The 17,900-nt window shown below is 53.1% G+C and carries 18 protein-coding genes and 1 tRNA gene; 5 read left to right on the forward strand and 14 right to left on the reverse strand.

All coding sequences use genetic code 11. The features are described from left to right. Window positions 1-115 precede the first annotated feature (115 nt). Together J5441_07555 and J5441_07560 are read left to right on the forward strand one after the other, a co-directional pair. Window positions 116-1,228, forward strand: coding sequence for a DUF262 domain-containing protein (locus J5441_07555; protein ID MBO4935000.1), 1,113 nt, complete (start codon window positions 116-118; stop codon window positions 1,226-1,228). Then, window positions 1,225-1,713, forward strand: a complete 489-nt coding sequence (locus J5441_07560; GenBank protein MBO4935001.1) for a hypothetical protein — start codon at window positions 1,225-1,227, stop codon at window positions 1,711-1,713. Before J5441_07555 ends, J5441_07560 begins: the two co-directional genes overlap by 4 nt. 64 nt (window positions 1,714-1,777) lie before the next feature. Here J5441_07560 and J5441_07565 read toward each other — a convergent pair whose 3' ends face one another. The 11 genes from J5441_07565 to J5441_07615 form a co-directional block, all read right to left on the reverse strand. Continuing rightward, the gene (locus J5441_07565) at window positions 1,778-1,930 is read right to left on the reverse strand and encodes a TnpV protein (GenBank protein ID MBO4935002.1); all 153 of its coding nucleotides are present in this window, start codon (window positions 1,928-1,930) and stop codon (window positions 1,778-1,780) included. Window positions 1,931-1,972: 42 nt separating this feature from the next. Further along, the gene (locus J5441_07570; GenBank protein ID MBO4935003.1) at window positions 1,973-3,127 is read right to left on the reverse strand and encodes a diguanylate cyclase; all 1,155 of its coding nucleotides are present in this window, start codon (window positions 3,125-3,127) and stop codon (window positions 1,973-1,975) included. Between the two features lie 211 nt (window positions 3,128-3,338). Then, window positions 3,339-3,414: transfer RNA gene (locus J5441_07575), tRNA-Ala, on the reverse strand. A gap of 111 nt (window positions 3,415-3,525) precedes the next feature. Then, window positions 3,526-4,164 (reverse strand): uridine kinase, encoded by a 639-nt coding sequence (gene udk / locus J5441_07580; protein MBO4935004.1) that lies wholly within the window; start codon window positions 4,162-4,164, stop codon window positions 3,526-3,528. 35 nt (window positions 4,165-4,199) lie between these two features. Beyond that, on the reverse strand, window positions 4,200-5,501 hold the full coding sequence (locus J5441_07585) for a pyrimidine-nucleoside phosphorylase (protein MBO4935005.1): 1,302 nt from the start codon (window positions 5,499-5,501) through the stop codon (window positions 4,200-4,202). A gap of 66 nt (window positions 5,502-5,567) precedes the next feature. Further along, window positions 5,568-6,506: an ABC transporter permease gene (locus tag J5441_07590; protein ID MBO4935006.1), complete on the reverse strand. Its 939-nt coding sequence runs from the start codon at window positions 6,504-6,506 to the stop codon at window positions 5,568-5,570. Beyond that, window positions 6,506-7,687 (reverse strand): ABC transporter permease, encoded by a 1,182-nt coding sequence (locus J5441_07595; protein ID MBO4935007.1) that lies wholly within the window; start codon window positions 7,685-7,687, stop codon window positions 6,506-6,508. Before J5441_07595 ends, J5441_07590 begins: the two co-directional genes overlap by 1 nt. After that, the gene (locus J5441_07600; GenBank protein ID MBO4935008.1) at window positions 7,677-9,194 is read right to left on the reverse strand and encodes an ABC transporter ATP-binding protein; all 1,518 of its coding nucleotides are present in this window, start codon (window positions 9,192-9,194) and stop codon (window positions 7,677-7,679) included. Before J5441_07600 ends, J5441_07595 begins: the two co-directional genes overlap by 11 nt. 186 nt (window positions 9,195-9,380) lie before the next feature. Beyond that, entirely contained in the window at window positions 9,381-10,586 is a 1,206-nt protein-coding gene (locus tag J5441_07605) for a BMP family ABC transporter substrate-binding protein (GenBank protein ID MBO4935009.1), read from the reverse strand. Between the two features lie 217 nt (window positions 10,587-10,803). Next, window positions 10,804-11,352 carry an AbrB/MazE/SpoVT family DNA-binding domain-containing protein gene (locus J5441_07610; GenBank protein ID MBO4935010.1) on the reverse strand — a complete coding sequence of 183 codons (549 nt, stop codon included), beginning with the start codon at window positions 11,350-11,352 and terminating at the stop codon, window positions 10,804-10,806. Between the two features lie 85 nt (window positions 11,353-11,437). Then, window positions 11,438-12,340 carry a hypothetical protein gene (locus tag J5441_07615; protein MBO4935011.1) on the reverse strand — a complete coding sequence of 301 codons (903 nt, stop codon included), beginning with the start codon at window positions 12,338-12,340 and terminating at the stop codon, window positions 11,438-11,440. 521 nt (window positions 12,341-12,861) lie between these two features. Between J5441_07615 and J5441_07620 the strand changes: the two genes are divergently transcribed. After that, window positions 12,862-13,554: an iron-sulfur cluster assembly scaffold protein gene (locus J5441_07620; GenBank protein MBO4935012.1), complete on the forward strand. Its 693-nt coding sequence runs from the start codon at window positions 12,862-12,864 to the stop codon at window positions 13,552-13,554. 15 nt (window positions 13,555-13,569) lie between these two features. Continuing rightward, window positions 13,570-14,580, forward strand: coding sequence for a GGGtGRT protein (locus J5441_07625; GenBank protein ID MBO4935013.1), 1,011 nt, complete (start codon window positions 13,570-13,572; stop codon window positions 14,578-14,580). 66 nt (window positions 14,581-14,646) lie between these two features. Here J5441_07625 and J5441_07630 read toward each other — a convergent pair whose 3' ends face one another. From J5441_07630 to J5441_07640, 3 genes are all read right to left on the reverse strand, one after another. Beyond that, a complete protein-coding gene (locus J5441_07630; protein MBO4935014.1) occupies window positions 14,647-15,450 on the reverse strand; it encodes a hypothetical protein in 804 nt (267 codons plus the stop codon). A gap of 44 nt (window positions 15,451-15,494) precedes the next feature. Further along, window positions 15,495-16,499 (reverse strand): hypothetical protein, encoded by a 1,005-nt coding sequence (locus J5441_07635; GenBank protein ID MBO4935015.1) that lies wholly within the window; start codon window positions 16,497-16,499, stop codon window positions 15,495-15,497. Window positions 16,500-16,681: 182 nt separating this feature from the next. Continuing rightward, the gene (locus J5441_07640; protein MBO4935016.1) at window positions 16,682-16,882 is read right to left on the reverse strand and encodes a ferredoxin thioredoxin reductase catalytic beta chain; all 201 of its coding nucleotides are present in this window, start codon (window positions 16,880-16,882) and stop codon (window positions 16,682-16,684) included. Between the two features lie 176 nt (window positions 16,883-17,058). Between J5441_07640 and J5441_07645 the strand changes: the two genes are divergently transcribed. Next, on the forward strand, window positions 17,059-17,900 hold an 842-nt coding region (locus tag J5441_07645; protein ID MBO4935017.1), incomplete at its 3' end, for a M3 family oligoendopeptidase.

A 17,900-nucleotide genomic window follows, 5' to 3' on the forward strand; every position in this document is an offset into this window, starting at 1 on the left:
TACATCACTATCACAAACATTTTTTCCAGCTGGTGTTTGTCCTCAAGAAACAAGGATTGTTGTGTTAGAAAATAGTTTATACAGAGATAAAGATCTTAAAAGGAGATATGAAAAAATGAAAGAAAAAGATGCGAAGATTGTTGAATTGAAGTCGGAGATTAATGATGATTATTCTGATGATTCTTTATTCAACATATCATCCTGGGGAGCTGATTTGTCATTCAGGGAACTAATATCCATGTATGAAGATAATGAGCTTGTTAAGCCGGAATTACAGCGAAAATATGTTTGGGATAAAGTTGAAGCAAGCAGATTTATTGAATCAATTTTGCTTGGTTTGCCTGTACCCAGTATTTTTCTTGCACAATCCGGCAGCGAAAAGTTAATTGTAGATGGTTATCAGCGTATAATGACAGTTTACGATTACGTAAGAGGTATTTTTTCTACGGATGAAAAAATATTCAAACTCTCAAATACAGAGAAAATCAATGCAAGATGGCGTAATAAAGCATTTGCAGAGTTATCAACTGATGATCAGCGAAAGATAAAGAGCACAACTATTCATGCAATTATTTTTGAGCAGAAAAAGCCTGAAAATGATGACACAAGTTTATATCAAGTATTTGAGAGAATTAATACAAGTGGAAGAACATTGACTCCTCAAGAAATACGCAATTGCGTGTATCAAGGCACATTTAACTCCCTTTTGTTTGAACTTAATAATAACCCAAAATGGAGATCGATGTATGGATCAGAAAAGCCAGATAGCAGAATGCGCGATATTGAATTTATTCTTCGTTTCTTCCTTATGAAATCCGAAATTGTATTAAAATCTGAAAGTAAACAAATACCGTTAAAAAAATCATTGAATAGTATTATGCATATCCATCAAAACGAGTTGTCTGATGGAATTGAAAAAATGCAAGACGATTTTAATAAAACCATTGATTATGTTTATAATTCATTGGGATTTAGAGCATTTAACAACTTCTCCCGTGGAGTTTTTACTAAAAATTTTCACCCGGCAATTTATGACTCTATAATGGTTGCAGCTTTCTTTGCCATGGAAGGCGGAATAGAAGCACGTCCTATTAATGAAGATACCCATAAGCAACTGTTGTCAAACGAAGAATATATGACCTCAATCAGCCAACGAACAACAGATATTGAGAGCATAAAAACAAGAATACACTTAGCTGGACAGCTTTTGTTTGGGGCAGAAATATGAAACAGGAGTTGCAAGATTTAATTTCTGAATGTTCCACGGAATTAGTTGATATTGAATCTCGAATACAATCACTACAACCTTTTGATAAAGAAATTCGATACCTGACCAATTACGCTCTAATAAAAGCCGCTGGAACTGCAGAATATGTGTATCGGTCAATTGTAGCAGATTATTTCTCAAGATTATCTGATAGCCGTGTCGATACATATATAGATTCAACAGTAAGAAACGGGTCAATGAGCGCAAAATATGAGGAAATGTGTAAACTCTTAGGTCGCTTTGATACAGTGTGGTGTAATAACTTCAAAAATGCTGTAAAGTCTAATCCCGACAGTCAGAGAATAGTGGCCGCCTCAAATTCATTAGTAACAAATCGCCACAGTTTTGCACACGGAAAAAATCCAACAGCCACTTTTAGCGATATAAAGCAATACTATCAAGACATTGTTAATCTGATTAATATTTTTGACTCTATCGTTTGTTAAGTACAAAATACATAAAACACTGTCTGTAATTACGATTATCATTACAATTACAGACAGCGTTTTATTATAATGTGTTGATTAATTCTTTCATTATTACGTCATTCGCTCGATTTCTGATGTTGTTCATCGCCCCTACCCATGCCATCTGGTCGCGGCGTTTGAGGGATTCGGTGACGCCTTCGGATGCGGCGAATTGGGCGACGAGGCGCTGTTCCATTTCCGTCGCCTCGCGGTCGGTCTCTATGGCGTGCGGGAAGGCTCAGCGGCCGACGCCGGCCTCTCTCTTGCGCCGGTACAGCATACTGTCAGCCTGCCGGATGTATGAGTTCAACGGTTCCTTCGGGTCCGTGCAGCAGACGTGGCCCGCGGTCATCACCAGCTTGTACTGCTTATCGCTTGACAGCTCCCGCAGGTAAGCGTTCACGTCATCGGTGAGCGAGTCGGGATCGGGAACCGTGTCCTTGTCGGGCTGCCAGGAGATCAGAAACTCGTCTCCTCCGTAGCGAGCCGCAAATCCGCCGTACCTCTCCATCGTTCGCTTGATGGCCTGACTGCAGAGAATAAGCGCCTCGTCTCCGGCGGCGTGGCCGTGGGTATCGTTGATTTTTTTGAAACTGTTCAGATCGCCCATATACAGGTATATCGGCTTTTTCTCCGAGACGTTCTTTATTCTGTCCGAAAGATATTCCTCCGCTTTGCGGCGGTTATTCAGACCGGTCAGCGCGTCGGAATTGATGTTCGCCACCTGCATGGTGATGAATATCCCGGCAATGACGGAAAAGATGGCCGCCGGGAGGATGGACGCCGTTGCGAGAAAGCTGTCCCCGACGATAAAGGCGATGATGATAAACACCGAGAAAAACAGCGTGGCGTTCGATTTGCGCAAAAACTTTGTCTTTGCGCGGCAAACGTTGACGAGCGATACCGCCGCTATGATCAGCAGATACAGACTTGCCGAAGCCATCATCGGCAGGTACATCGGGCCGTGAATGAAGGAGTCGTTTTCATCGAGATAGAATACCAGCTTCGTCCACGGGCTCAAGAGGATCATCAAGGTGGAAAACACCGCAGGCAGCCAGCTCAGCCACCTGCCTATGCCGGACCGCAGATACCGTATATCCAGCCTTTCGACCGTGAACATAAAGAAGGCGGTCGCGCACACCGTCACTGTCCAGAGGCTTATGGTACAGACGACCAGCATGACGCCCCTCGGAAGGTTCACAAGGCCATACTCCGACAACGTCCAGAGATTGTTGAGAAGAAGATACACCATATGCGTGACGATCAAAACGTAAAACCACGTATACTCGCCCTTCCTGGCGATGCTGCGGCCCGTATTCGTCAGGATAAAAACGTCCAGCATCAAGAATACTAATTGAAAAACGCTGAACGCGAACAAAACGTCATTGTTCATAATACGCCTCTGTTTCCTCCCCTCAACGTCGATGACTGCAAGCGCTCCGCATACACACCGCGAGTATTTATTAAAAATTAAGTATATACCACTGCCGCCGAAAAATCAAGGCAAAATACAATCATTTTTCAGCAACGTTGTATTTTGACCAAAATCAAAGGCTTTTTTTGTAAAAAAAAGGATTGCCGTTCAAAACAGCAATCCTTTCATTTGGTGGAGATGAGGGGGATCGAACCCCTTACCTCTTGAATGCCATTCAAGCGCTCTCCCAAGTGAGCTACACCCCCGTATTGTCGGAGAAAAGCGGCTTCAAAAGCGCCCTCTCGTCTTCAGCAAGGGATAGTATACCACACCTTTTTCATATATGCAAGCACAAATTTCATTTTTTTGCGATTTTTTTATTTTTCGCTTTGGCGCCTGCTCGTTTCGCTTATTCCGAGCTCGCGGTTGACGCGGTGCTTTATCATATCGAGCGCGACGATGTTGCGGCCGCCCTCGGGAATGATTATGTCTGCGAACTTCTTGCTCGGCTCGACGTACATTTCGTGCATCGGCTTGACGGTGTCGAGGTACTGGTCGACGACTGATTCGAGCGTGCGCCGGCGGTCGCGAACGTCGCGGATTATCCTGCGGATGATGCGGACGTCCGCGTCGGTATCGACGAATATCTTTATATCCATCAGGTCGCGGAGCTGCTTTTCCGCAAGGACGAGGATGCCGTCGATTATCAGCACGGAGTTCGGTTCGACGCGGCGGACTTCGTCGCTGCGGTCGTGGACAGTGTAGTCGTAGACCGGACAGTCGACGGCTCTGCCTTCGCGCAGAAGGCGCAGGTGTTCCGCCATCAGATCGGTATCGAACGCTTCCGGGCAGTCGTAGTTTATCCTCGTGCGCTCTTCGTAGGTTATATCGTGGTGCGCTTTGTAATAGTCGTCGTGACGCAGGACGGTCACCTTGTCGCCGAATTCCTCGACGAGACGCCGCGCTATAGTGCTTTTTCCGCTGCCGGAGCCTCCGGCGATGCCGATAATGAGCATTGTTTTCCCCTCTTCCCTTCCGAACTGCTTCCCGTTTATCTCACCGTCTTGTAGATCAGCGGCTTCTTCTCGGGCGGCGCGTCCGAAATCACGAACGCCTCGCGGATATCCGCCTCCGCCTGCGGAAGCGAGTCCTCGCGCGCCGTGTAAAGCGTGCACAGCGGCTCGCCCGCGGCGACGGAGTCGCCAACGGTCTTGCGGAGCACCACGCCGGCGCCGAAGTCTATCGCGTCTTCCTTCGACGCCCTGCCGGCGCCGAGAAGCACGCTCGCCATACCGATCCGGAGCGCGTCCACGGCGCTAACGAAGCCGCTCTTTTCGCTCACGACGTTATGCACGAACGGCTCGCGCGGGAAACGCGACGGGTCGTCGATATACCCGACGTCGCCGCCCTGCGCGGCGATCCATTCCCTCATCTTCGCGAACGCCCTGCCGCTGTCAAGCGACTCTTCCGCGCGCGCGACCGCTTCTTCTATCGGTATCTCAAGCGCGAGCGAAGCCATATTCGACGCGAGCGCGACGCAGATCTCGCGCAGCGGGCCGCGCGTTTCGCCGCGAAGCACCGAGAGCGCTTCCTTGATCTCGAGCGCGTTGCCGACCGCCCTGCCGAGCGGCGTATCCATATTCGTAAGCAGCGCGGCGACGTTTCTGCCGCAGCGCTTGCCTATCTTCACCATTTCACGCGCGAGCGTTTCCGCGTCCTCCGGCGTTTTCATGAACGCGCCGCTGCCGACCTTCACGTCGAGCACTATCGAATGCGATCCGGCGGCGAGTTTCTTACTCATGATGCTGGAGACCATCAGCGGTATGCAGTCCACGGTCGCGGTCACGTCGCGCAGCGCGTAGAGCTTCTTATCCGCGGGCGTCATGTTCCCGCTCTGCCCGACGACGACTATCCCGATGCGTTCCGCCTGCGCGATGAATTCCTCCGCGGAGAGCGAGGTGCGGTAGCCGGGGATGGATTCGAGCTTGTCGACCGTGCCTCCGGTGTGGCCGAGGCCTCTGCCGGACATCTTCGTGACGACCGCACCGAGCGAAGCCGCGAGCGGAGCGACGATGAGCGACGTCTTGTCGCCGACGCCTCCGGTGCTGTGCTTGTCGGCGCTCAGCGTTCCGAAGCGCGAGAGGTCGACCGTGTCGCCCGATTTCGCCATCGCGTCGGTCAGCGTCGCGGTCTCCTCCTCCGTCATTCCTCTGAAGCATATCGCCATCGCCAGCGCGGACGCCTGATAATCCGGTATTTCGCCGGCGACGTAGCCGTCGATGAAGAAGCGTATTTCTTCCGCGGTCAGTTCGCCGCCCATACGCTTCTTATAGATGATGTCATACATACGCATACCGCGCACCTCCAGACAGGTCGGAATCGGGGACGGCGGCGCCGTCCCCGATCGTTGCGAAAAGAACTACCGCATGCCCTTGTCGTAGGGTATGCCTTCCGCCTTCGGCGCGCGCGACTTCTTGGACGTGAGCGCGAGCACGACGAGCGAGATAACGTAAGGCAGCATATTGTAGATGCTGCTCGGGATGTTGAGCGCCTTCAGGAAGCCGATGCCGTCGTATACGTTCGACAGCGCACGGAAAAGTCCGAACAGCAGCGCCGAAAGCGCGATACGCTGCGGCTTCCACTGGCCGAAGATCATGACGGCGAGCGCGAGGAAGCCGAAACCGGCGACGCCGTATTCAAACTTCCACTCGCTGACGCCGGACGTGATGTAGACGATGCCGCCGAGTCCGCCGAGCAGACCGGAGATCATTACGCCGGAGTAGCGCATCTTATAGACGCTGATGCCGACGCTCGCGGCCGCCTGCGGATGCTCGCCGCAAGCCATGAGGCGCAGGCCGAACTTCGTCTTGTAAAGCAGGACGTACGCGGCGGCGAGGGCTATCACCGTCACCAGCATGAACCAGTTGAACTCGAAGCTCCCGATGTTGACGATAAACGCCTTCTTCTGCGCGATATAGGTCAGCGTCGCGGAGGGCTTGTCGGGGTTCGCGGCGATGTTTATCGCTTTGACGATGACCGTCGCCGCGGCGACGGCGAGCATATTCATCGCGGTTCCGACTATAGTCTGATCCGCTTTGAAGTTGACGCTCGCGACCGCGAGGAGCAGAGAGTAAACAAGTCCGGCGAGCATCGAGATAAGGATGACCATTATGATCATTGCCGGCGCCGGAAGGTTCGGCATAAAGTGCATGGTGAGCGCGCCGCCGAGGGCGCCGATCACCATCGTGCCTTCAAGGCCGAGGTTGATTACGCCGGAATGCTCCGAGAAGCAGCCGCCCAGCGCGACCAGGATCAGTACGGATGAATAAAGCAGAGTGTATTGCAGGAGCAGCAGCATTACTCATCGCCTCCTTTCCCGGATTCCTCAACAACGACGGCGGTATCGGTTCCCGGCATGGGCTCCCGGTGCCCGCTCGCCGCGCGTTTTTCTTCACTGCGGGCGATGCTCTTGTTCATCATGAACTTGATGAAGAGAACGAAGCCGCAGAGGTAAATGATTATCGACGATATCAGGTCGGATATCTCCGAGCTGTAGGTCATCTTGTCGACGTACGCGCCGCCTTCGGTAATGTGCTGGATGAAGAAGGACGAAAGCAGGCATCCGATCGGGTTGAGTCCGCCGAGGAACGCCGCCGCGATGCCGTTGAAACCCATCGACGGAACGGACGACAGACTGCAGTGCCACTGCTCGTATCCGGTCAGGTAGAACATCGAGGCGCCGAGCGCGGCGAGCGCGCCGCCGATTGCGATAGTCACGATGATGTTGCGTTTCTCCGCCATACCGGCGTACTTCGCGGCGTTTTTGTTGAAGCCGGTCGCCTTCAGCTCGTAGCCGAACTTCGTCTTATCGAGAATGATATAGACGGCGACGGCTATGATTATCGCGAGCGGGATCGCTATCGTTACGTATCTGTTGTCGCTGAAGAGCTTGTCGAGTCCCGCCGACGGGAGCATCGATCTTATGCTCTTTCTCGAAATATCGACCGTGTAGGGACTCGTGCTTTCCTTGACGGTCGTCAGCAGCATATTGACGGCGTACAGCGATATCCAGTTGAACATTATTCCGCTGATGACCTCGTTGACGTTGCAGTACGCCTTGAGAAGACCGATGATCGCTCCCAGAAGGCCGCCGGCGATGAGCGCGAGCAGCATGCAGAGCCACCACGGAAGTCCCCACGCGAGCGCCGCGTAAAGCGAAACGCCGACGCCGATGCAGTACTGTCCCGCCGCGCCGATGTTGAACAGTCCCACCTTGTAGCAGAACAGGATCGACAGCGAACACATGATAAGCGGAGCGGTCTTGACGAGAGTATTGCCCAGATACTTGAGCGTGAGGCGGCCGTTCGGGCGGTTAAAGAAGTTCTTGAGCAGGTCGGTGATGCCTTTCCACGCGCCGTCCGGCTTGATTATCAGCAGCACTATGAAGCCGATGACAAGGCCTATGACTATGCAGAGCAGCGACGCGACGATAGACTGAAATGCGTTGCTCTTCGCCATTGAACGCAGTTTATTCTTCATCTTTCACCGCTCCTCTCTTGGCGCCGGCCATATAAAGGCCGAGCTCTTCGACGGTGGTCTTTTTCGGATCGAGTTCGCCGACGATCTCGCCCTCGTACATGACAAGGATGCGGTCGGAAAGGCTCATAACCTCCTCAAGCTCGAGGGAAACGAGCAGCACCGCTCTGCCCGCGTCGCGCTGCGCGATGAGCTGGCGGTGTATGTTCTCGATCGCGCCGACGTCGAGTCCGCGGGTAGGCTGCACGGCGATGATCAGGTCGGAGTCTCTGTCAAGCTCGCGGGCGACTATCGCCTTCTGCTGATTTCCTCCGGACATGCTTCTCGCCGGAGTCGCGGAGCCCTGTCCGGAGCGGACGTCGTATTCCCCGATGAGTCTGTCCGAATACGCCCTGATATTGGCCTTGCGGAGCATACCGTTCTTTGTGAACTCCGGCTCAAAGTAGCGCTGGAGCACCATATTGTAGTCGAGCGGATAATCGAGCACGAGCCCGTGCTTGTGTCTGTCCTCGGGGATGTGGCTCCAGCCGGACGTGATGCGCTTTCTGATAGAGCGGTGCGTGACGTCATCGCCCTTGTAGAGTATCCTGCCCGCTCTGACCGGTTCAAGTCCGGTGACGCCGTAGATAAGCTCGGTCTGTCCGTTGCCGTCGATTCCGGCGACGCAGACGATCTCGCCGCGGCGGACGCTGAAGGAGACTCCCTTGACGGCGTCGCTGTCGTGCACCCTGCTCTTGACGTGTACGCCGTCAAGCTCGAGCACGACTTCGCCCGGCTTCGCGGGCTCCTTTGCGACGGTGAATTCGACGTCTCTGCCGACCATCATTCTGGAAAGCTCTTCCTTGGTGGTGTTCTTGACCTCGACGGTGCCTATGTACTTGCCCTTGCGGAGGACCGAGCAGCGGTCGGCGACTTCCATTATTTCGTTGAGCTTATGCGAGATGAACAGTATCGATTTGCCCTCCGCCGCGAGGCTGCGCATTATCTGCATCAGCTCGGTTATCTCCTGCGGAGTGAGGACGGCGGTCGGCTCGTCGAAGATGAGTATTTCGTTCTCACGGTAGAGCATTTTAAGGATCTCGGTGCGCTGCTGCATACCGACGGAGATATCCTCGATGAGCGCGTCGAGATTGACGTAAAGTCCGTAGCGTTCGGAAAGCTCGGTTATCTTTTTGCGCGCTTCGCTCTTGAGCAGGAAGCCCGCTTTGTTCGGCTCCACGCCGAGCATGATGTTGTCAAGCACGGTGAAGCATTCGACGAGCTTGAAGTGCTGATGCACCATTCCGATGCCGAGCGCGTTGGCGTCGTTCGGGTCCTTGATGCTGACCGGCTCGCCGTTCATTCTTATTTCGCCCTCCTCCGGCTGATACAGACCGAAAAGCACCGACATAAGCGTCGACTTTCCGGCTCCGTTTTCGCCGAGGAGCGCGTGTATTTCTCCCTTTTTCAGCTGGAGAGTGATATCGTCGTTGGCGATGATACCGGGGAACCGCTTGGTAATATGCAGCATTTCAACGGCATACGGCTGTTCCACTTCACATCTCCCCTTTCAATCAATAAATAAGCATGTAAACAAGGAGCGTTCTCGCTTGTAATGCGAAAGGCAGGGGCGCCCCTCCGGACACCCCTGCCTCCTTAAAACTCTGTGTCCACTGAATCGGCAGGATCTCAGATCCGCGTTTTATGAACGTTCAGATTATTTGATGTTGCCCTGATCGTCGACCGTAACGGCGGTAACGGCAGGCATCTTGTCGGTGGCGTTGGAGACCTTGATGGTTCCGTCGAACATCTTGCCGACGAGCGTTACGTAGTCATCCTTGGTGAACTTGCCTTCGGCCCACTGAGTGGACTCGTAGGGGATCTGGACGTAGTTCTTCTCGACGTCGGTGCCGCTGATAAGACCGAGGGTCTCGATCTTGCCCTTGTAGTTATCCCACTTGTCGTTGATGATGATGTCCTTAAGAGCATCATAGGTAGCGGGATAGAGGCCCTTCATAGCGGAGGTAACGGTGATGCCCGCGCCGTATTTGCCGTCGATGATCGCGGCCTGGTCGACGTCAACGCCGATGACCTTGCCGCCGACCTTCTGAGCGGCCTCGGCAGCGGAAATGTAGATGCCGCCGCCGCACGCGAAGACGACTTCGGTGCCGGCCTGATACCAGGTGTCCATCTTGGCGGTGATGTCGGCGTCGCCGAAGAACTGTCCGCCGTAAACGTACTTGATCTCGGGCTTCACGCCGAGCTCTGCCGCAGCGGCGTCAGCTCCCTGAACGAAGCCGAAGCCGTAACGGACGACCGCCGGAACAGCCATTCCGCCGAGGAATCCGAGCTTGGTGTAGCCCAGCTTGACGGCGGCGTAGCCGGCCATGTATCCGCACAGCTCTTCCTGATAAATGGCGCAGTAGACGTTGCTCATGTCAACGTACTTGGCGAGATCCCAGTTATCGGGGTTGTAGTCGTACTGTTCGCCCGCGGCGGCGACGCCCGCTTCAAGCAGGTCGCCCTTCGCGACGTCCAGCGCGACGAACTTGACGTCCGGATAATCCTTCGCGGCTTCGACAATGGCGCCGCCGAAAGCGTAACCGGGCATTACGATGACGTTGTAGCCTTCACCGGCAGCCTGCTCGATCATGGCGACACGGTCAGCCGTGGAGTCGCCGGCGGGCTTTTTGTAGGTGAACTCGACTTTGTTTTCGTCACAGAACGCTTTGCAAGCCTCGTAGGTGGTCTGGTTGAAGGACTCGTCGGTGATGTCGCCGTAATCGGTGATCATCGCAACTTTGTAGCTGCTGCCGGCGGGTTCGTCGCCCGAACCGTTGGTGTTCGTTTCTTCCTTGCCGCAGCCGACGAACAGTACGCAGCACATGGCAAGCGCGAGAATTAACGCGAGAACTCTTTTCATTATTTTCTCCTCCTTGATTTTCGGATAACGGACTCGTCCGTCTCCGAAGATAATTCTATCCTAAAAAGGCGAAAAAATCAATAGATTTTTACAAAAATTGTCAAATATTTGTCGCACTTTTTTCACAATTTGCAACAAGCGCCGCAAGGACGCGATCCGGACCGCCGGCGAGCGAAGACCGGCCCGCCCGCGGTTTCGCGGACGGACCGGTCTGCGTTTATTCTTCCATTTGTCTGCCGATGAACTGCGCGGCGGTCTGGATAAGCTTCACGTCCGTTTCGGACGGCGGCTTTCCCTCCTCGCGCACCATGCAGACGCTGCCCACGACGTCTCCCCCGCTGACGATCGGCGAAACGACGGACGCGGTCTTGTCAACGCCGTCGACGACGCTGACGAGATTCTCCGAGTCGCGCCTCACGACGTAGTGGACGCGGCTCTCCATCAGCGTTTCGAGACTGTCCGCGACCGGCTTGCCGATAAGGTCGCGTTTCGAGCCGCCGGCGACGGCGACGACGGTGTCGCGGTCGGTTATGACCGTCTGGTATCCGCCCGCGCGGTGCAGCACCTCGGCGTACTGCTCCGCAAAGCGCGTCATTTCACCGACGGGCGAATACTTCTTGAAGATGATCTCCCCGTCGTTGTCGGTGTAGATCTCGAGCGGCTCGCCTTCACGGATGCGCATGACGCGGCGTATCTCCTTCGGTATGACGACTCTGCCGAGGTCGTCTATCCTTCTCACAATCCCCGTAGCTTTCGTATCAAAAATCCCCTTCGCTTTACAGATTTGTACCGTTAGTATCTGCAAAGCAAGGGGATTTATACCGGATCAACCGACAATTCGGTCGAAATCGTTATTCTTCGGAGCGCCCGTCGGGCTTGGCGAAACCGTCCGCTTCATCGTATCCTTCGGGCTTGACCGGGCCGCCGGATTCAACGTAGTCTTCCGGCTTGACGAAGCCGTCGTTTCCGGCGTACGGAACGCCGTTCAGCACCGCCGCTTTTTCTTCCGAAGCTCTTTTGGCGGCCTTTTTCTTTCTGTCGACCGCGAAGCCGATGATTCCGCCGACCGCGCCTCCGCCGATGGCGCCGACGATCGCCCACAAAGCGACCTTGCCGACCGAAACGCCGCGCTCCACGTCTTCCTTCAGCGTTTCGTCGACGTCGAACTCTACGCTGTCGACGATCTTTTTGACCATCGCGTATTTTTCGTCGTTGAATTTCGATACCGACTGGAACTTCAATGAATAGACGTATCTGTTGACAATCGTGAAATACTCGCACAGGTTATACGTGATGTTATCCGAAGCGGTACTTACCGTCTCAAGTCTGACGAACTTGTATCCGTTATTCTGATATACGGAGTAATCGTCTATGCTCTGCATTCCCGAGATTTCCTTCGCCAAATCCGCAACGAGTTCGTCGCTGTAGTTGGAAAGGTTCGCCACTCCGGAACCCGCTTCTTTTTTAACAACGATCAATTCCAGAAAGTCCCCGTCGTCGCCTATAACGAACGCATCAATATACGCGTCGTTAATATCAAAAATCTTGCGCATTTGTTCAACGGAGCCGCCAACCTCTTCGAGCTCGGGGTTGTTCTCGATATTATCGCGTGTGAAAACGTACCACAGAGTATCGTCTATGGTAACGGTAATGTCGGTATCGGCAGGTTTATACGTTTCGGCATACGCCGCCGCGGGCGCAACGGCAAGAACGCAAAGCGTCAGGCAGAATATAAAAGCCGCAATCTGTTTCATTTCGCATTCCTCCTTACGTCATTATAGTAACACGGCGAGGCCCATATTGCAAGCGGAAAATATTTAGGGCGGAATCGACTGATTGGCGATAAGGACAATACGCCTGATAAGCGGTCACATCCGGCGTTTTCCGGCTTGTTGTCCTCGGCGGTCGCCGGCCCGCCGTCGTCCTCCGCGCCGCAAACCCCTCGGATTTGCCTCGCTTTCAGGTGCGGAGCAGTTTTGAACGATCCGATTTTGTTTCCGTTCAAGGCAAAAGCGCAAGGCAATACTTGCTGTATTGCCGAGCATTTTAACACGGAACGGGGCAAAATACGCCGTTCAAAACCGTGTTGTCCTTACCGCTAATCAGTCTTGTATCATATTCTTTATATTAACCCTTGATTTTTTCATTAAGTTATAATATAATACCCGAAGGGATCGGCGTTACGCTTTCGCCGCTTCCCGACAGTATATCCGGCTGATCGTTTTCATTATTACAATATGGAGATATCGGCTTTATCAACAGGAGGAAAACGCATATGAACTACACTGCGGAAATCAAGCATATGTGCCCCGTCGCTAAGGGCGCGTATCACGGCCCCGCTCCGATTCCGGAAGAGGGAAAATGGGTGCAGGCGAAGGAAATCAAGGATATTTCCGGTTTCACCCACGGCATCGGCTGGTGCGCTCCCCAGCAGGGCGCCTGCAAGCTGACGCTGAACGTCAAAGACGGCATCATCGAAGAAGCCCTCGTTGAAACGATCGGTTGCTCCGGTATGACCCACTCCGCCGCGATGGCGTCCGAGATCCTTATCGGCAAGACGCTGCTCGAGGCGCTGAACACCGACCTCGTCTGCGACGCCATCAACACCGCGATGCGCGAGCTGTTCCTGCAGATCGTCTACGGCCGCACCCAGAGCGCGTTCTCCGAAGACGGCCTTCTGGTCGGCGCTTCGCTCGAGGACCTCGGCAAGGGCCTGCGCTCGCAGGTCGGCACGATGTTCGCGACCAAAGAGAAGGGCCCCCGCTACCTCGAAATGACCGAGGGCTACTGCTCCAGAATGGCGCTCAACGAGAACGACGAGATCATCGGCTATGAATTCATCAGCGTCGGCAAGATGATGGACTTCATAAAGGGCGGTATGGACGCCAACGAGGCGATGCAGAAAGCGACCGGCCACTACGGACAGTGGGATACGGCCGCCAAGTACATCGACCCCCGCAAGGAATAAGAGAGGTACGGAACTATGGCATTATTTGAAAACTACGACCGCCGCATCGAAAAGATAAACAAGACGCTTGCGGAGTACGGCATCGGCTCCGTTGAAGAGAGCCGCGAGATCTGCAAAGCCGCCGGCTTCGATCCCTACGAGATCGCCAAGGGCATTCAGCCCATCTGCTTCGAGAACGTATGCTGGGCCTACTGCGTAGGCGCCGCCATCGCGCTGAAAGCCGGAGCAAAGAACGCCGAAGAAGCCGCGCGCTATATCGGCATCGGCCTGCAGAGCTTCTGCATCAACGGCTCCGTCGCCGAGAACCGCAAGGTCGGCATCGGCCACGGCAACCTCGCCGCGATGCTGCTCAGCGACGAGACCAAGTGCTTCGCCTTCCTCGCCGGCCACGAATCCTTCGCCGCCGCCGAAGGCGCCATCGGCATCGTCCGCAACGCCAACAAGGTCCGCAAGGAGCCCCTCCGCGTTATCCTCAACGGCCTCGGCAAGGACGCCGCGCAGATCATTTCCCGCATCAACGGCTTCACTTACGTCCAGACGCAGTATGACTACTACACCGGCGAGCTGAAGATCGTCCGCGAGATCCCCTACTCCAAGGGCGAGCGCGCCAACGTCCGCTGCTACGGCGCGGACGACGTCCGCGAGGGCGTCGCGATCATGCACAACGAGCACGTCGACGTTTCCATCACCGGCAACTCCACCAACCCCACCCGCTTCCAGCACCCCGTCGCAGGCACCTATAAGAAGGAATGCGTCGAACAGGGCAAGAAGTACTTCTCCGTCGCCTCCGGCGGCGGCACCGGCCGCACGCTGCATCCGGACAACATGGCCGCCGGCCCCGCCTCCTACGGCATGACCGACACCATGGGACGTATGCATTCCGACGCGCAGTTCGCCGGTTCCTCCTCCGTTCCGGCGCACGTCGAAATGATGGGCTTCCTCGGAATGGGAAACAACCCGATGGTCGGCGCCACCGTCGCCGTCGCCGTCGCGGTTCAGAACAGCCTGCACAGGGCCGGATTCTGATCAACGCCGATCACTTAATAACGCAAAAACAGCCGGTCGCTTGGCCGGCTGTTTTTTATTTCGTTTTTAATATCCGTGCTCCTCAAACTTAATCGTGTACGTTTCGCCCGGGGTAATGCCGCTGTAAATTGATATTTTCTCCTTAAACTTATCCCCTTCCGAGAGCGATGACAGATACAAACTACCGTCTTTAACTCTATACCCTTGACTATCATAGATTTTGTAATTGATTATGTCATACAACGACGAAGTCTTACCCTTGATTTTTACACCTAATACCTCTATTTCCAAACTCACAGTACTAAACGAACAATCAGAAGAATACTTGATTTCATCAATACGTACAGCGCCTTCAACCCTATTGCTATAATCTATAATATTCACTTCCGTTGGCAGTTCATCGCAAACGATCTTCACATCCTTGACGGGAAGACCGTAGTAAACATCGCAGCTGATCTCGTCAAATTCGACGATCCCCTCGCTGTACACCTTCAAATATGCTTTTCCGCTTGATGAAACGCCGGGCAGGACCGCGGATTTCGGGATCCTGACGCACGCGAGGTGCAGTTCCGTATTTTGCCTCGTATAATCGCCGTAATCCTTTTCGGTCACCGTGTGCGTCTTTTTGTAGAGGACGTTTCCGGACTCATCCTCGATACGAACGTCGGCGGTAACTTCAGCGTCGATAGCGTCGCCGTCGTCGCCGTGGAGCGAAAAGAAAAAGTTATACTCGTTAACGCCGGAGTTTTCCTGGAAAAACCAGTTTTTCAGCGTCGTAACGTATCTGGCTTTGATCCCCTCGCCGCATCCGCAAAGCGCAAACGACAAAAGGAAAAGAAACGCAAGGCAAACAGAACCTATTTTCTTCACAATAATCCCTCCATGTTCTAACTCTATTCTCTGCAAAAACAGTATTATTCGAAATCGCAGTCGTCAACTCTCTTTATCCCTTGGATGCTTTTCAATCCATAATTCAATTTCTTTCCGTTGCCAGTCTTCAGATAATAGTATATCTCTGCGTAAAATGCAACTTTATCTCCAACATCAAATACGTCGAAACCATCCAAATCAACCCATACGTGCTCTTCTTTTCCGGAAAATAGTAAACCATCATAATACATATTGACGCATACGATATCTTTCAGAAGCACTTTCTGCTTTTTTGTGCTTTTTAATGCTACTTCCCCTCTAAACTCCAACGGAACGTTATGATAACCAGCTTCTAATGATACTCTTTTCTCTCCGTTGTAAAGTGATTGAATTTGCAAATCAAGATAGTCGTCATATGTAAAAGGTACCTTGTGCGTTTCAACTCTATTGAAACCTTTGCGACTGAAATCCAATAATCCTTTTTCGGTTTGAACTACGACATTTTTCCCATAGTGTGCCGCGACAAGTCCTTTCAAATCCTCATACAAATCGTCTTTTTTATACTTTTCAAGTAATCCTGCCGCTTTTTTCAGCCTGTATTGTTCTTTCTTTCGATTAAGCATTGCGTCATGCTTTTTCTTTTTTTCCTTTGCTTTTTCGATAAACGTCTTTTCTTCTTCGCTCAAAAGCGGCTCAATGCTTTCAGGATTTTCATATTCTCCGTCTTGAAGTTTGCGTTTGTACCTCTCGAGTACGTTTTGGAGCATTTCTTTACTCAAAAAAACGGCGTCACCAATCGAGCAACTATGGCAACAACCTGTATTGATGTTACCACAATCGCTACCATACATGACTGCCGTATTCCAGGGACAAATAGCGTGCTCTTTTTGAATGAGTTTCCCTTTTTCAATACCCTCGACAAATTCGGGAAAAACACGTGGGTTACCGCACCCTTCACGACCATCCACCCAAAAACCGGATGGTCCTTTATCGGCGTTTGAAATCATGACATCAATAGCGCCGACGGTTTTTTCGATAGCGTTTTTCATTTCTCTCTGTAACCTCCGTTAATAAGTGCTGCCGAACGACAGCCTGACATGCTAACTCGGTTACCGAAACGGAAACTCCGCACTCTTTACATTGTACTATATCACAGTAGACGAAATAAATCAATAATTATTTCGTCCGAAAAAGCGGTTTTCACCTGCGCCGCGGACAAAACGGGCGCCCGTCAGTCTTTCGACTTGTAATAGAGCATACAATGGCAGTAGCCCTCGAAATCGGGGTCCTTTATCTGCGCGCGGAACTCCTCGCACATACATTTATACTCCTCTTTGCGTTCAAGGCGGCAGGGGCAGTAGCCGCCCGTGCGTTCGAGCCCTTCTTTTATGACCGCGACAATCTCCTTGTCGGGGTTCAGCGTTACCTTCATTCCGGCGCCTCCTTTGATTTCATTATTATTATAATTATACCCCATTCGGGCGCGGTTTGGCAAGTGTTTTTATCCGGCTTACTTATATATACATTATTTGTATAATTTCCTCTTGAAACTTTCGTATCCCGGTGCTATAATAGCGTATATTATTATGAAGCAAAGGCGGTATACTTATGAAGTTTTCAGAAATGCCCTATAAGCGCCCGGACATCGAGGCGGCGAAAAAACAGATAGCCGAAATGACCGAGGCGTTCCGCTCCGCTCCCGATTTCGCGACCGCGGAAAAACTCTTCCTCGAATACGACGCGGAGCAGAAGCATATCGCTACCGCCTCTTCACTCGCCGAGGTGCGCCACACGATAGACACCCGCGACGAGTTCTACGACGCGGAGGTCAAGTTTTTCAACGCCGCGTTCCCGGAGCTTCAGGAATACTCGCAGCAATGGACGCTCGCGCTGCTGCAGTCCCCCTTCCGCAAGGAGTTTGAGGAAAAGTACGGCAGCATCGTATTCGTCAACGCCGAGATCCAGCTCAAGACCTTCTCGCCCGAGATAATCCCCGAGCTTCAGCAGGAGGGCGATCTCGTTCAGGAATACGAAAAGCTGCTCGCTTCCGCGCAGATACCCTTCAAGGGCGGAGTCTACACGATCGCGCAGCTCGGCAAATACAAGACCGACGCCGACGACGAAACGCGCCTCGCCGCGTGGAAGGCCGAAGGCCAATGGTACAAGGACAACCAGCGGCAGCTTGACGAGCTTTACGACAAGCTCACCCACCTGCGCGACACGATGGGCAAAAAGCTGGGCTACGGCGGCTACACCGAGCTCGGCTATTACCGCATGGGCAGAAACTGCTACACGAAGGAGGACGTGGAAAAGTTCCGCGCCGCCGTCGTGAAATACCTCGTTCCCGTCGCGGACGGCATCTACCGCGAGCAGGCGAAGCGTCTGGGCAAGGAATACCCCCTGAGCTTCTCCGACGCCGCGCTGCAGTTCCGTTCCGGCAACCCCAAGCC

The sequence above is a fragment of the Clostridia bacterium genome (assembly GCA_017620395.1).
Taxonomy (GTDB): Bacteria; Bacillota; Clostridia; order Oscillospirales; family RGIG8002; genus RGIG8002.

Bases quoted from the DNA above. Each gene is read 5' to 3' on its own strand.
- J5441_07600 (MBO4935008.1), bottom strand. From the start codon at position 9,194: ATGCTGCATATTACCAAGCGGTTCCCCGGTATCATCGCCAACGACGAT.
- J5441_07595 (MBO4935007.1), bottom strand. From the start codon at position 7,687: ATGAAGAATAAACTGCGTTCAATGGCGAAGAGCAACGCATTTCAGTCT.
- J5441_07615 (MBO4935011.1), bottom strand. From the start codon at position 12,340: ATGAAACAGATTGCGGCTTTTATATTCTGCCTGACGCTTTGCGTTCTT.
- J5441_07620 (MBO4935012.1), top strand. From the start codon at position 12,862: ATGAACTACACTGCGGAAATCAAGCATATGTGCCCCGTCGCTAAGGGC.
- J5441_07590 (MBO4935006.1), bottom strand. From the start codon at position 6,506: ATGCTGCTGCTCCTGCAATACACTCTGCTTTATTCATCCGTACTGATC.
- J5441_07635 (MBO4935015.1), bottom strand. From the start codon at position 16,499: ATGAAAAACGCTATCGAAAAAACCGTCGGCGCTATTGATGTCATGATT.
- J5441_07565 (MBO4935002.1), bottom strand. From the start codon at position 1,930: ATGGAACAGCGCCTCGTCGCCCAATTCGCCGCATCCGAAGGCGTCACC.
- J5441_07585 (MBO4935005.1), bottom strand. From the start codon at position 5,501: ATGCGTATGTATGACATCATCTATAAGAAGCGTATGGGCGGCGAACTG.
- J5441_07570 (MBO4935003.1), bottom strand. From the start codon at position 3,127: ATGAACAATGACGTTTTGTTCGCGTTCAGCGTTTTTCAATTAGTATTC.
- J5441_07605 (MBO4935009.1), bottom strand. From the start codon at position 10,586: ATGAAAAGAGTTCTCGCGTTAATTCTCGCGCTTGCCATGTGCTGCGTA.
- J5441_07555 (MBO4935000.1), top strand. From the start codon at position 116: ATGAAAGAAAAAGATGCGAAGATTGTTGAATTGAAGTCGGAGATTAAT.
- J5441_07640 (MBO4935016.1), bottom strand. From the start codon at position 16,882: ATGAAGGTAACGCTGAACCCCGACAAGGAGATTGTCGCGGTCATAAAA.
- udk (MBO4935004.1), bottom strand. From the start codon at position 4,164: ATGCTCATTATCGGCATCGCCGGAGGCTCCGGCAGCGGAAAAAGCACT.
- J5441_07560 (MBO4935001.1), top strand. From the start codon at position 1,225: ATGAAACAGGAGTTGCAAGATTTAATTTCTGAATGTTCCACGGAATTA.
- J5441_07625 (MBO4935013.1), top strand. From the start codon at position 13,570: ATGGCATTATTTGAAAACTACGACCGCCGCATCGAAAAGATAAACAAG.